Origin of the sequence: Sneathiella litorea, assembly GCF_009882915.1 — a bacterium.
In the GTDB taxonomy this organism is placed as follows: Bacteria; Pseudomonadota; Alphaproteobacteria; order Sneathiellales; family Sneathiellaceae; genus Sneathiella; species Sneathiella litorea.
Window position 1 is genome coordinate 932,124 of sequence record NZ_WTUW01000001.1, and the last position, 13,972, is coordinate 946,095.

The window sequence follows — 13,972 nt, forward strand, 5'->3', positions numbered from 1 at the left end:
CCTGCGAGAATGCCCTTCGGGTTCTTATTGCTGGTTGATATTTACCCTTTCTGCGCTTAACAAGGACGATCTATCAGATTTTATCCGGACGCCAATGTCGACCATGGAAAATGAAAACACTGAAATTGTTGTTGTGCTGAAGGGGTATCCGCGGCTGTCGGAAACCTTTATTGCCCAGGAACTTTTGGCGTTGGAACGGCGCGGTCTTAAGCTCAATATCGTCTCATTGCGTCACCCGACGGACAAGACAACCCATCCCGTGCATCAGGAAATTACGGCGTCAGTCAACTACCTTCCGGAATATCTTTATCAGGAACCACTCCGGGTATTGAAATCCTGGTGGCGGGCACGCAGGCTTTCCGGTTACAGAAAAGCGCGGGCGACATGGCTTAAGGATCTGTGGCGCGATTTGACACCGAACCGTGTTCGCCGCTTCGGTCAGGCGCTCGTTCTGGCGACGGAGATGCCGGTGGGCACGCGGGTAATCTACGCACATTTTCTACATACCCCGGCATCTGTTGCACGTTATGCGAGCCTGGTAACCGGACTTGAGTGGAGTTGCTCTGCCCATGCAAAGGATATATGGACTTCCCCTGAATGGGAACTCCGCGAGAAGCTGTCGGAACTTTCATGGCTGGTGACCTGTACCTCGATCAATGCCGATTATCTCTCCCGGTTGGCGGCTGACGAAACCAAGGTATCCTTGATGTATCACGGCCTTGACCTTACGCGCTTTGGGGAGTTTACCGGGCGTTTACATGTCCGCGATGGTAGGGATGCGGACGCGCCTGTTGAAATCCTCTCCGTCGGACGGGCGGTCGCGAAGAAGGGCTATGATGATTTGCTGAATGCGCTCGCGACCCTGCCGGATGACATAAACTGGAAATTCACGCATATCGGCGGCGGGCCCTTGCTGGACAGGTTGAAGGTTCAGGCAAGTGACCTTGGAATTGCGGACCAGCTTGACTGGCGCGGTGCCTTGCCGCAAGGAGAGGTCCTGCAGGCGTTGCAGAAGGCGGATGTCTTCGTGCTGGCCAGCCGGATAGCTGATGACGGCGATCGCGACGGCCTGCCGAATGTGCTGATGGAAGCGCAAAGCCAGAAAGCGGCGGTTGTGGCGACGAATGTGTCTGCCATCCCGGAACTGGTAATCGACGGCGAGACCGGCCTTTTGGTCCCGGAACGCGATCCTGCCGCAATGGCGATGGCCCTGGCGCGACTTTGCCGTGAACCAGACCTCCGGCAACAGTTTTCTGACAAAGGGAACCGGCGCTTGAGAGAGCTGTTTGACGCCAATCGCTGGATAGGCAGCCTCGCAGAGAAACTGGGGGCATCGCCTCCTTCACGTAAAACCGGGACCGGATCGTGAAACTCGCCTTCTATGCGCCCATGAAATCGCCCGACCACCCGGTTCCGTCCGGGGACAGGCGGATGGGGCGGTTGCTCTGGGCGGCGCTGGAATCAGCCGGATTTGAGCTAGAGTTGGCGTCCGACATGCGGAGTTTCGATGGCCAGGGTGACTCGACGTTTCAATTGTCCATGAAAAGGCAGGGAGAGAGGGAGGCCGCCGCCCTGATTGCAAAATGGCGTGCCCGGCCGGAAACAGCGCCGAAAGGGTGGTTTACCTACCATATCTACCACAAGGCGCCGGACTGGATTGGACCGGAGGTGTGCCGCGCATTGGATATTCCCTATTTCGTGGCGGAGGCGAGCCATGCGCCAAAACGCGCCCGTGGCGATTGGCAGATGGGATATGAGGCCGCGGCGGACGCCATAAGTTCCGCCCGCGTCGTTTTCCATATGACAACATTGGACGGGGCCTGCCTGAAACCCTTGATGTTGGCGGGAAACTCCCTCGTCATGCTGCCGCCCTTTCTGGATATCGAAGAATTTCTGGCGCGGGCCATGCCTGTGGATACCGACAACGCAGTTATAAAGGCAGGGGGGCGACTAGGGGTCCGGAACTTGCTCAGCGTTGCCATGATGCGCGGGGGCGACAAGTTGATGTCCTACCGGCAACTGGGGACGGCTCTTGCGCGGGTGACGGCGCCGGATTGGCAGCTTCTGGTAATCGGCGAGGGCGAGAAGAGAGACGAGGTTGAAAAGGCTCTTTCACCGCTTGGATCGCGTGTTGTCTATCTTGGCGCCATGACGCCCGAAAAACTGCCCGCTTGGTATGACTATGCTGACCTGTACGTCTGGCCCGCCTGCGGGGAGGCTTATGGCATGGCCTTTCTCGAGGCAGAGGGCTGTGGCCTTCCGGTGGTGGCGGGTCGTATCCGGGGGGTGCCGGATGTTGTAAAAGACGGGGAAACGGGGCTTCTGACACCGCCGGACGATGCAGATGCTTTCGCTTGGTCGGTCGACCGACTTCTTGCCAGTTTACCCCTGCGTGAAAAAATGGGGCGGGCCGGAAGCCGTTTCGTCAGGACGGAACGCACACGTGCCCATGCCGCGCATCTCCTGGGGACACATATTAGAGGAGCTCTGTAATGGTCAGGTTGCTGGTTATACGCCATGGCAAAACCGACTGGAATTTACAGAAGAAGATCCAGGGCCGGACGGATATAGAGTTATGCGACCTCGGTCGGGCGGAGCTTGCCGGCAAACGGGTTCCCGCCGAATTCAGGGAGTTTGCCTGGACTGCAAGCCCGCTAAAACGCACCCGGGAAACAGCGGAACTGCTCGGGGCGCAGACCCTGAAGACCGAGCCCGCCATCATCGAAATGCACTGGGGCGAGTGGGAAGGGCGAACCTTGACGGACCTTCGGGCGACCTATGGCGCAGAGTTCAAGTATAACGAAGCACGCGGTATCAATATGACACCGCCTGGTGGTGAAAGCCCGGCAGATGTTGTTGCACGGCTCCGGCCCTGGCTGAGGAGCCTTGAGAAAGATACCATAGCCGTCACCCACAAGGGTGTCATACGCGCATTAAAATCAATTGCCTATAATTGGGATATGACGGACAAGGCGCCGGTCAAGTTCGACTGGGCGACCGGACATTTGTTCGACGTGACCGCAGAGGGCGGCCTCCGTCCCTTGCGCATTAATATCAGTATGGAAAGCGCATGATTGAGACAACGCAGCCAAAAAAAATCCTGTTCTATGTCCAGCATCTTCTGGGAATCGGACATCTCAAACGAACGGCGACACTTGCGCGCAGCATGATGCGTGCGGGACTGGACGTCACCGTCGTTTCCGGCGGGCATGAAATTGATGTTGATCTGGGCGGCGCGCGCCTGATCCAGCTGCCGGCGACGCGGGCGACAGACCTGTATTTCAAGGTGTTGGTCGATGAGGAAGGACAGCAGATCGACGATGAATGGCGGCAGAAACGTGCGAATATGCTGCTCGATATCTATCACGAGCATAAGCCCGATATCCTGATTACCGAATTATTCCCCTTTGGCCGGCGGCAGATGCGGTTTGAATTGCTGCCGATGCTGGATGCGGCGCGTGCAGACCATCCACGCCCTCTCATTATTTCCTCCGTTCGGGATATCCTGGTGGCGCAGAAAAAGCCTGGGCGGAATGAGGAGATGTTGGAGCTGGTCCGCAAATATTTCGATTATGTCATGGTTCATGGCGATCCCGATCTCATATCGCTCGATATAACCTTTCCCCATACGGAACGGATCAAGGGCCAGATTTTCTACACCGGCTACGTGGTCGATCATACCGGTGTTAAGGGCGGCGATGAGGCGCCCGGCGCGGGGGAGGTGATTGTTTCCAGCGGCGGCGGCGCGGTTGGCACCAACCTTCTGAAAACCGCGATGCAGGCGCGGGCTCTCAGCTCGGCGAAAGACCGGGTCTGGCGCATGATGGTCGGCACCACGGTGGAAAGGGAAATTTTTGACGAACTGACAGCGCTGGCGCCGGATGGCGTGATTGTCGAGCGCGCGCGCCCTGATTTCACCACGCTTTTGATGAATTGTGCGCTATCTATTAGTCAGGGCGGTTATAACACGGTGATGGAAACTCTCCATGCCAGGTGCCGGGCAGTGATCGTGCCATATGCCGGTGGCCTTGAAACGGAGCAAACGCTCCGCGCCCGGCTGCTTGCCGAAAAGGGGGTGCTGCAAATTGCTGATGAAACGGGACTTACCCCGGAAATACTTGCAGCCAGAGTCGATATGGCCCTGAATGGGCCGCCGGCACGGGCCGAAATTGATGTTAATGGTGCGGCGAAAACGATAGACCTGATGAAAAGATGGATTGAAAAGGGCGTATGAGCGATTGGGGCAGCCTGAAAAGTGAGTTGGACCTCTGGCATTCAGAGGGACGTATCGCGACTTTCTGGTGGCGTGACGATGATGTTATCGCGCCAACTCCCGCGCTTGAGCGGTTGTTGCACCTTAAGGATCATTTCGATATTCCGCTCGCCCTTGCGGTTATCCCGTCGGAAGTCGATGCGGAGCTGGTAAATTATCTGGAATCATGTGAGATACTTCAGCACGGCTTTGGGCATCAGAATTTTGCAGCGGACGGGGCAAAGAAATCTGAATTTCCCGAAGCGCGCGCAAGGAATGAGATCGAACGAGACATTCTCCAGGGAAAAGAGACCCTGACGCGGATTTTTACCGATCAGTTTGCCCCCATAATGGTGCCCCCCTGGAACAGGATTGCGAACAACCATATTGGTGTATTGGCAGGGCTGGGATTTATCGGCATTTCCCGCTACAAGGCACGGAAAAGCGCGTTAATCCGCCCCGCACTTGCGGAAATCAATACGCATATCGATCCCATAAACTGGCGTGGAGATCGGAGCGTCCTGCCGGAAACAACACTTCTTGAAATGGTGCTGGAACATTTGATGGCGCGGCGACAGGGCCGGGCTGATAAGCAGGAGCCCACAGGGCTGCTCACCCATCATCTTGTTCATGATGAGGAAACCTGGGCGGGTGTTTACAAGCTTTTGGCGACATTGACAGATCATCCGGCGGTCCGCTTTCTTACCATAGAAGGCGCGCTCGCGCTTGTTGACGGGATGCCGGAAGATGTCTTCATGAGAGAGGCGGAACAGGCGGAGGAATGATCCGGGTCTTCACATATCCCCGTAAGAATATCCTTGGCAGCTATCTGCGGGCCTTGGTTGGAGTTGTTTTGACAGCCGTTCCACTCTTGTTGTTAAATCCGATATCTGTCATTGTTTATTTGCTGGTATTTTTGCTATGTGCTTTCATCGTATATGGTTTGCGCGCAATTTTCCGGCAATTCACTCGCTTCGAGGTGAGCGGAACCGGGATAGTCATGACCGGTCCCTTAAAACGAAGCATTAAGTGGGCTGAACTGGACGGATTCAACCTGAACTATTACTCGACACGGCGGGATCGGGAAGCAGGGTGGATGCATCTTAGGTTGATAGGCGGGGGCGCGAAATTGAGTATTGATTCAACAATCAACGAGTTTGAGGACCTGGTGAGGCTGGCGGCGCGCGCCGCGGCTCACAACGGTGTTGTCCCCAACAGGAATACTACCGGAAACCTTCAGGCGCTCGGCATTACCCGCGCGGACATGATGACTCCAGTTGCATATGGAACGGCAGACCGATGACGAATGTGCTTCTGGTCAGGGATCTTAAGGTCGAGTTTCGGGTCGCGGAAGGTACAATCAAGGCGGTGGAGGGTGTCAGCTTTCGCGTACCGGATGGAAAAACGGTTGCGCTGGTTGGCGAATCCGGCTCCGGTAAATCGGTGATCAGCCAGGCGATTATGTCTATACTCCCGAAACCGGCGCATATAACAAGCGGGGAAATCCTATTCTTCGACCCGGAAAAACCCGGTGTTTTCTACGACATCGCCAAGTTGAAGCCCGATAGCAGGGAAATGCGCAATATTCGAGGCGGGCGGATCTCGATCATCTTTCAGGAGCCAATGACCTCCCTCTCGCCGCTGCATACTATTGGCGACCAAATATCCGAGGCCTTGCATCTGCACCACAAGAAAACCAAGGGCGAAGGGGTGCAGATAACGGTAGACATGCTCCGGCTGGTAGGATTTCCCGATCCCGACGCCGCCTTTCATACCTATCCGTTTGAACTTTCGGGCGGGCTGCGTCAACGGGCGATGATTGCAATGGCGATGATTTGCAAACCCGCCCTATTGATCGCGGATGAACCAACCACCGCACTCGATGTTACCATCCAGGCGCAAATTCTCGACCTCATGCAGAAACTGCAAAAGCAGCTCGGCATGGCCATATTGCTGATTACTCACGACCTTGGCGTCGTTGCCAGCATGGCCGATGAGGTGGTCGTGATGTATCATGGCAAGGTGATGGAGCAGGGCACGCTGGAAGATATTTTCAGAAACCCATCCCATCCCTACCTGAAAGCCCTGATGCAGGCCATTCCACGTTTTGACATGAAGCCGAGCGAACGGTTGACGCCGATCCGCGAAATCAAGCGCGACAATGACAGCAAGTTTCTTGAACAGGCTAATCCGCGCCCCATCGCAACGGGAGATGAGAAGCCGATCCTGGAGGTTCGAAACCTCACCAAGAAATTCATGACGCGCAAATCGACCTTTTTCGGAGCAAAACCGGGCGGTGAGGTTTTGGCGGTAGATAATGTCAGCTTCTTTATTCGCCCTGGTGAATGCCTTGGCCTTGTGGGGGAGAGCGGGTGCGGCAAGACAACCCTTTCCAAGCTTATTTTACGGGCACTGACAGCAACGGCCGGTGAAGTGACCTATAATGACCGTGGACGGGATATAGATGTTCTCGCCCTTTCCAAAGACGCGCTTTTTGACTATCGCAACAAGGTTCAGTTTATATTTCAGGACCCGTTTTCTTCCCTCAATCCGCGGATGACCGTCTTTGATATTATTTCTGAACCGCTGATTATCCATAAAGTCGGCACCGCGGCGGAGCGGGAAGAAACAGTGAAGGAACTGATGACGCTGGTCGGGCTCGACATCCGGTTCCTGCGCCGTTATCCGCACTCCTTTTCCGGCGGCCAGCGGCAACGGATTGGCATTGCGCGGGCCCTCGCGCTGAAACCTGATCTGTTGATTTGCGATGAGCCGGTCTCTGCGTTGGACGTGTCTATTCAGGCACAGATCCTCAACCTGCTGAAAGATCTTCAGGCTGAGCTTGGGCTGACCTATCTTTTCATCTCCCACAATCTGGCGGTGGTGGATTATATCGCCGACAGGATCGCCGTGATGTGCAAAGGGCGGCTGGTGGAAACGGCGCCAAAAGAGGCGTTGTTCAAGAACCCGGTGCATCCCTATACGAAGCGCCTTCTCGCGGCCGTGCCGGAGCCAGACCCAAACCATCAGCTCAACTTTTCCAACCTTGTCGAGGAGAAGGCATCCAATCCTGAACTGTGGCCGGCCCCCTTTACGACGGATAGTTATACAAGTCCGGTCATGATGGATATTGGGGACGGGCACTATGTCCGGGTTCATGAAAATACGGATCTGAAGGAGTTGCGGGCGTGATAGGTTTGCGCAGAATTTCACAAGGACTTTCTTTTCTGGCTCTGGTCGGGGTGGTTTTGGCAAGAGGTGCTCAAGCTGAAGTGCCCTATTTTCAGCATGCTGTTTTGTCCGGCCTTTTGCCACCGATGGAGGAACGACTGCCGACCAATCCCCTGGAGGTAACGCCGGGGAAAGACCAGGTAATTGGCAATTATGGTGGCAAGCTGCGAACATTGATCGGCAATCCCTCCGATGTGAAACTGATGTTTGTGAATGGGTATGCCCGCCTTGTCGGTTTTACAGCCGATCTTGAAATCAAGCCGGATATTCTCGAATCGGTTGAAGTAAGTGAAGGTCGAATTTTCACCATGAAACTGCGTGAAGGGCACAAATGGTCAGACGGCCACCCCTTCACCTCAGAGGATTTTCGTTATTGGTGGGAGGATATCGCCAATAACCCGAAGCTCTCACCTGCGGGACCGCCGGCCCCCCTGATCATTAACGGGGAATTGCCCACAGTCGAGTTTCCTGATGCGAAAACGGTCGTCTACTCCTGGTCTGCCCCGAACCCCAATTTCCTCACCGACCTTGCCGGCGCCGCCCCACTTCTGATCTATCGCCCAGCGCATTATCTTAGAAAACATCATGTTGCCTATATTGACCCGGCGAAGCTGTCACCTGTACAGAAGATCAAGCTCAAGGCCTGGGCCGCGAACCATAACCGACTTGATAACCTTTACAAGTTTGATAACCCGAACCTGCCGACATTGCAGCCATGGCGGAATTCAACGCCACCGCCCGCAACCCGGTTTGTGGGCAAGCGTAATCCTTATTTTCATCGGGTTGATCCGGAAGGACGACAGCTACCTTATATTGATGAACTGATTTTCACGGTATCGGAAAGCAAGCTGATCCCGGCGAAGGCGGCCTCTGGTGACGTAGATCTGCAGGCACGTGGCTTACGCCTTCAGGATGCAACCTTTCTAAAGGAGAATGAGCAGCGCTCGCAGTATAAGGTCCTCCTTTGGGAGACGGCGCGGGGCTCGCATTTCACGCTCTATCCCAACCTCAATAGTGAAGATGCAACCTGGCGCAAGCTGATGCGGGATGTGCGCTTCCGCCGTGCGCTCTCCCTCGCCGTCCATCGGGAGGAAATCAATGATATCCTGTTCTTCGGTTTGGCCGTCGAAGGCAATAATGCGGTGCAGAAGCAAAGCCCGTTTTATACAGAAGAGCTGCGTACCAAATGGGCGACCTTCGATCTTGATAAGGCGAACGCCTTGCTCGACGAGATGGGCCTGACAGAACGCAACAATGACGGTATCAGGATAATGCCAAACGGTAAGCCGTTGGTGATCGTGATTGAAACGGCGGGTGAAGAGACAGAGCAATCGGATATCCTGGAGCTCATCAATGAATCCTGGGAGCAAATTGGGGTCGAAGTCTTTACCAAGCCATCCCAGCGGGCCGTTTTTCGGAACCGCATTTTTTCTGGTGAAACGGTAATGTCCGTCTGGTCAGGGTTTGAAGATGGCATCCCAAATGCGCAATCCAGCCCGGCGGCGCGGGCCCCGACCAGCCAGACCAGTTATCAATGGCCGAAATGGGGCCAGTATTTTGAAACAAAGGGTAAGTCCGGCGAACCTGTAGATATACCGGAAGCACAGCATCTGTTCGAGTTGTATGAAAGATGGCTCGCCTCTACCAATGATGACGAAAAGGCAGAAATCTGGCGTGAAATGCTAAACATTCATGCGGATCAGCAATTTACGATTGGTGTCGTTGGCGCGATTTTACAGCCTGTTGTCGTCTCTGATAATTTACGGAACGTGCCCCGGGAAGGGATCTATAACTGGGACCCAGGTGCGCAATTCGGAATTTATCATCCGGATCTTTTCTGGTTTGAAAATTAGTAATTAGGGAGATCGGGGCAATGGGGGAGGAGCTTTCGCGTAATTTCAGGCATTTTTCAGGGCGCTGGTTGACGGCGCGCCATATTTTCGCGAACAATACAAAAATGGTATGGCGGCATTACCGATGAATAATCGGTATCTCGCGGGGCGGAGTTGAATGTTTACCTATTTTGTACATAGAGTGTTGATTATGATCCCGACCCTGTTGGTGATTAGTATTCTGACATTCGTTATTATCCAGTTGCCGCCCGGCGACTACCTTTCCAACCAGCTTGAAGAATTACGCTCCCAGGGCGAATCTGCTTCTGCAATGGCGAAGATCGCCTTTTACCGTGAACAATATGCCCTTGATAAATCGCCAATTGAGCAATATGCGCTCTGGATGGGGTTCTGGCCCGGCCCGAACGGCTTTTCCGGCCTGATACAGGGAGATTGGGGTCAGTCCTTTGCCTATGATTTGCCGGTGAAGGAGGTTGTGGGAGATCGGCTCGGTCTTTCCTTCCTGATTAATTTCTCGACTATTCTCTTTATCTATATTGTCGCTTTCCCGATCGGTGTTTATTCGGCGACACGGCAATATTCCATCGGAGACTACGGGTTTACGCTGATCGGGTATCTTGGTCTTGCAACCCCGAATTTCCTGCTTGCCATGGTGCTGCTCTATTATGCCAATGTCTATTTCGGGGTTTCCATTGGCGGGTTGATGGATGACAAATATATCAACCAGCCCTGGAGCTTTGAAAAGGCGATGTCGGTTGTCGATCATATGATAGTTCCGGTGATCGTGATCGGCACGAGCGGAACGGCCTCAATGATCCGGCGTCTTCGGGCTAATTTGCTGGACGAGTTGCAGAAGCAGTATGTAACGACGGCGAAGGCAAAGGGTGTACCGCGGCTGAAGGCGCTCATCAAATATCCGATCCGCATGTCGCTGAATCCCTTTATTGCCGATATTGGTAACCTGTTGCCCGATGTGATTTCCGGCTCAGTTATTGTCAGCATGGTTTTGAGCTTGCCGACCGTCGGTCCGCTCCTGCTTGAGGCGCTGCGGAACCAGGACCAGTATATGGCGGGTTCTCTGCTGATGTTCCTGGCGCTGTTGACGGTAGTGGGCATGTTTGTCTCAGACGTATTGCTGGCGGTCCTTGATCCACGCATAAGATTGTCCGGGGGGGCGACAAAATGACGGATACGACCGGACCAAACAAGGAGCCACCACTCGAGCATTGGCATTCGAAGGATCCTTTCGATCCCCACTCGGTCGAGAAATTCACGCCCGAGCAGGAACGCTTCTATATGGCGTCGCAATGGCAGATGATGTGGTGGAAGTTCCGGCGCCACCGGATTGCTGTCATTAGTGGCATCATCCTGTTGCTGTTCTATATCTCGATCCTGATCTCGGAGTTTCTGGCACCTTATGATCTGCAGACGCGGCATACGAAATATATCTTCGCGCCGCCGCAGTCGATCCATCTGTTTCATGAGGGTGAATTCATTGGCCCGTTTGTCTATGGCTATAAACAACGGCTTAACCGTGAAACGCTGAAGCGCGAATATGATGTGAACACAAGCAAGCCTTACCCCTTGCGGTTTTTCTGCGCCGGGGATGAGTATGAATTCTGGGGCCTGTTTGACGCAAATTTACACCTTGTTTGTCCAGACGAGAAGAAACTGGCGTCTTTCTTTTGGCTCGGTACGGACCGGCTCGGGCGGGATATCCTGTCGCGCATAATTTATGGCGCGCGGATTTCCCTCTCCATTGGACTGATCGGCATTGCCATCAGCTTCACCCTTGGCATTATTTTAGGTGGCATTTCCGGCTATTACGGCGGGTGGATCGACAATGTTATCCAGCGAACAATCGAGTTGTTGAAATCATTGCCGCAGCTGCCACTCTGGTTGGCGCTCTCTGCGGCGCTGCCGGTCACATGGTCGCCGATCCTCGTTTTCTTTGGCCTGACGGTTATCCTCGGGCTGCTTGACTGGCCAGGACTTGCCCGTGCGGTGAGATCCAAGTTCCTCTCACTCCGGGAGGAAGATTTCTGTACCGCAGCGCAGCTCATGGGCGCAAAGCCGAAACGGATTATCGGCCGTCATCTGCTGCCGTCATTTGCCAGCCATCTAATCGCCAGTGCCAGCCTTGCCATCCCGAGCATGATTTTGGGGGAGACGGCCCTGTCGTTCCTTGGCCTTGGCCTCAGACCGCCAATCACGTCTTGGGGGGTTCTCCTCAATGAGACGACCAATATCAACGCGGTGGCGACGACGCCCTGGCTGATTTATCCGGTGTTGCCGGTGATTATCATCGTGCTGGCCTTTAACTTCCTGGGAGATGGCTTGCGGGATGCAGCAGACCCCTACAAGTAGGTCTCAGGGGCGGAATATTACGAGGTCGACGGTCCCATTGACCCCCTCAACATGACGCGCCTCGCGAAGCTCCAGTTGGGCCCGTGGCGTATAGCCCTGCGCCTTGGCGAGGTCCAGCGCCTCGCGCGTGGTGACGCTTGTCGCATTTTCATCCTTGGCATGTTTGTCGAGTTTGGCGGCAAGATTGACCGGTTCCCCGATCACCGTATATTCCAGCCTGCTGTTATCGCCGACCGCGCCGAAGACGATTGCTCCAACAGCGGAGACGAATCGAACGGTCATGGGATCTTTTCCTTCCGCTTTCCGTTCGCTATTCCAGGTGGCGGCTTCTCTTTCCAGGTACTCCATCGCTCGCAGGCAGTCCGCGGCATACTGCTCCGTTGACACTGCCGCACCGAAGGTTGCCAGAATACCATCGCCGAGGAACTTGTCGATGGTGCCACCATGTTTCTGGATGACCGGCACCATGCGCGATTGATACTCGGCCAGAAGCGAGATGACCTCATTCGCTGGCCGCTCCATTGAGAGTTTAGTGAAGCCCTGCAGATCACAATGCAATATAGCCGCCTGACGACTTTCGCCGGTGCCCGGTTCGATCCAGCTTTCCGAATGGGTAATCTGTGCCGCGATTTCTGGTGAGAAGAAGCGCGATAAATCCTCCGCTGCTGTCGCCTGTGCCACCGAATGGATCAGCAGCCGACGTGCGCGCACAATCACAAGTGCGATAATGAGCGTCACCACGACAATGCTGATCACCTTATCGAATTCTGCGCCGAGCAGTATCTTGTGAGACATGGTGAACTCGACGTAGTTTCGCGTGATTTGTGCCATTCCTCCATCAATCTGAACTGCATATCCAAGCAGGATAAGCCAGCCGATCGCTGCGGAGGCACCAGCCAGCAGCACATAGGTTGCCTCAAACCGAAGCGCACGAAGGGCAATAAAGATAAAGACATACAGGAGGGTCGGGGCCTTCAGGTAGAAAGATGGTGGCTGCTCATACTGGATATGGAAGCTCCAGATCAGGAACATCAATAGCGCCATGTCGGCAATGACAGAAATGCCGATAAACCAGGCGGGCATCTTACTGAAATAAGCAAGCAACAGGCGAAGCGCGGTGAACAGGCCATAGATCATCAAGGCATAGGGTACCGGCGCAAACATGACATCGGCCGCGAAGGTTTTTGGCGACAGAGCGTAGAGGGTGGAGAAGGTAACAACGATAAAAACCTGTACCCAGGCGATCAGTATTTCCGACTGCGTCTGCTGCCGCTTGATAGCGTCCTGTACACGGTCGGGCAGCTTCCCGTCGATTTCCTCCCCGAGGATGGCTCTTTGTAAGTTTCTCCACATCCCCAACATATGCGCCCATTCCCGGTAAATTAGAAAGCAAAAACCTTCATTTTCCTGTGATTGCCTATTTTCGTATCCAAAGACTTGTTTCAAACGCTCCCTGAGGTAGGGGCAGCCCACCGACCGTAGATTGCGCCAGCATTTTCTTCATACGGGTTGCGACGTAGGCACTCGAAAATATGAGTTCGAATCCTCCTCCAAGGAACAGCGGGGCGGTGATCTGCTGTTCGTTATATCCGCGCCAATCCCAGCTTGCCGGATAGTCGTCTGGCAGGAAAATATCGTGGATATGGATAAACACTCCCGGCGGCAAGGATGGCAGAATATCCAGAAACAGGTGGTCGACGTCACTTCCTGGCATAGCGATATGGCTGCTATCGATAAACAGGATATCGCCGGCGGCAAGTTTGGTAAAAGGGGCCTTCTCCACCTCATGCAGGGTTTTATGGATTACCTGAATGGGCAATGATTCAATGGCCGCGCGCGGGGCGGGGTCAATCGCGGTGAATTCCGTTGAAAGATTACCATCCTTGATCGCCCGCGCCATAAAACGCGTCGAGTGACCCGAGCCCACCTCAACAATTCGCGCAGGTTTTTCCTGTCTTACCATAGCATAGGAGATCGCGGCATCCAGCCGGGGAAACCAGTCTTGCTCGAACCGGGGCTCAGGCGGCGGCAATGTGCCAAAACCTTCGAATATGTCCCTGTAGGCGGCCAGATTATCAAGGCGTTTGGCAAAATCTGCTTCCCGCGCCGCCATGAAAGTTTCTATTGCGCGATACGGTTGGCGTGCTTCCGCATCCGGCAGGCTCGCGGCATAGCGGTAGGGAATAAAGAATCCTTCTTTCTTCAGGCCGAGAACAGTATTCAGGCCCATGCGCAGGCGACGCAGGCTCATGGCAGGTCTTTCCGAGAG

At 54.6% G+C, this 13,972-nt stretch carries 12 protein-coding genes; 10 read left to right on the forward strand and 2 right to left on the reverse strand.

What is annotated here, in order from left to right:
* Positions 1-94: 94 nt before the first annotated feature.
* The 10 genes from GQE98_RS04440 to GQE98_RS04485 all read left to right on the forward strand — a co-directional run bounded on the left by GQE98_RS04440 (position 95) and on the right by GQE98_RS04485 (position 11,703).
* A complete protein-coding gene (locus GQE98_RS04440) occupies positions 95-1,369 on the forward strand; it encodes a glycosyltransferase (protein WP_246157151.1) in 1,275 nt (424 codons plus the stop codon).
* Positions 1,366-2,493: a glycosyltransferase gene (locus tag GQE98_RS18380; RefSeq protein ID WP_161314424.1), complete on the forward strand. Its 1,128-nt coding sequence runs from the start codon at positions 1,366-1,368 to the stop codon at positions 2,491-2,493. Before GQE98_RS04440 ends, GQE98_RS18380 begins: the two co-directional genes overlap by 4 nt.
* Positions 2,493-3,074 (forward strand): histidine phosphatase family protein, encoded by a 582-nt coding sequence (locus tag GQE98_RS04450; RefSeq protein WP_161314425.1) that lies wholly within the window; start codon positions 2,493-2,495, stop codon positions 3,072-3,074. The genes GQE98_RS18380 and GQE98_RS04450 overlap by 1 nt, the downstream gene beginning before the upstream one ends.
* Positions 3,071-4,234, forward strand: coding sequence for a glycosyltransferase family protein (locus GQE98_RS04455; protein ID WP_161314426.1), 1,164 nt, complete (start codon positions 3,071-3,073; stop codon positions 4,232-4,234). Before GQE98_RS04450 ends, GQE98_RS04455 begins: the two co-directional genes overlap by 4 nt.
* On the forward strand, positions 4,231-5,037 hold the full coding sequence (locus tag GQE98_RS04460; RefSeq protein WP_161314427.1) for a polysaccharide deacetylase family protein: 807 nt from the start codon (positions 4,231-4,233) through the stop codon (positions 5,035-5,037). Before GQE98_RS04455 ends, GQE98_RS04460 begins: the two co-directional genes overlap by 4 nt.
* Entirely contained in the window at positions 5,034-5,555 is a 522-nt protein-coding gene (locus GQE98_RS04465; RefSeq protein WP_161314428.1) for a hypothetical protein, read from the forward strand. Before GQE98_RS04460 ends, GQE98_RS04465 begins: the two co-directional genes overlap by 4 nt.
* Positions 5,552-7,444, forward strand: a complete 1,893-nt coding sequence (locus GQE98_RS04470; protein ID WP_161314429.1) for an ABC transporter ATP-binding protein — start codon at positions 5,552-5,554, stop codon at positions 7,442-7,444. Before GQE98_RS04465 ends, GQE98_RS04470 begins: the two co-directional genes overlap by 4 nt.
* Positions 7,441-9,336 carry an ABC transporter substrate-binding protein gene (locus tag GQE98_RS04475; RefSeq protein ID WP_161314430.1) on the forward strand — a complete coding sequence of 632 codons (1,896 nt, stop codon included), beginning with the start codon at positions 7,441-7,443 and terminating at the stop codon, positions 9,334-9,336. The genes GQE98_RS04470 and GQE98_RS04475 overlap by 4 nt, the downstream gene beginning before the upstream one ends.
* Positions 9,337-9,493: 157 nt before the next feature.
* On the forward strand, positions 9,494-10,522 hold the full coding sequence (locus tag GQE98_RS04480) for an ABC transporter permease (RefSeq protein ID WP_161314431.1): 1,029 nt from the start codon (positions 9,494-9,496) through the stop codon (positions 10,520-10,522).
* Positions 10,519-11,703, forward strand: coding sequence for an ABC transporter permease (locus tag GQE98_RS04485; protein ID WP_161314432.1), 1,185 nt, complete (start codon positions 10,519-10,521; stop codon positions 11,701-11,703). The genes GQE98_RS04480 and GQE98_RS04485 overlap by 4 nt, the downstream gene beginning before the upstream one ends.
* A 3-nt stretch (positions 11,704-11,706) precedes the next feature.
* Here GQE98_RS04485 and GQE98_RS04490 read toward each other — a convergent pair whose 3' ends face one another.
* On the reverse strand, positions 11,707-13,065 hold the full coding sequence (locus GQE98_RS04490; RefSeq protein WP_161314433.1) for an adenylate/guanylate cyclase domain-containing protein: 1,359 nt from the start codon (positions 13,063-13,065) through the stop codon (positions 11,707-11,709).
* A 55-nt stretch (positions 13,066-13,120) separates the two neighbouring features.
* On the reverse strand, positions 13,121-13,954 hold the full coding sequence (locus tag GQE98_RS04495) for a class I SAM-dependent methyltransferase (RefSeq protein ID WP_161314434.1): 834 nt from the start codon (positions 13,952-13,954) through the stop codon (positions 13,121-13,123).
* Positions 13,955-13,972 lie beyond the last annotated feature (18 nt).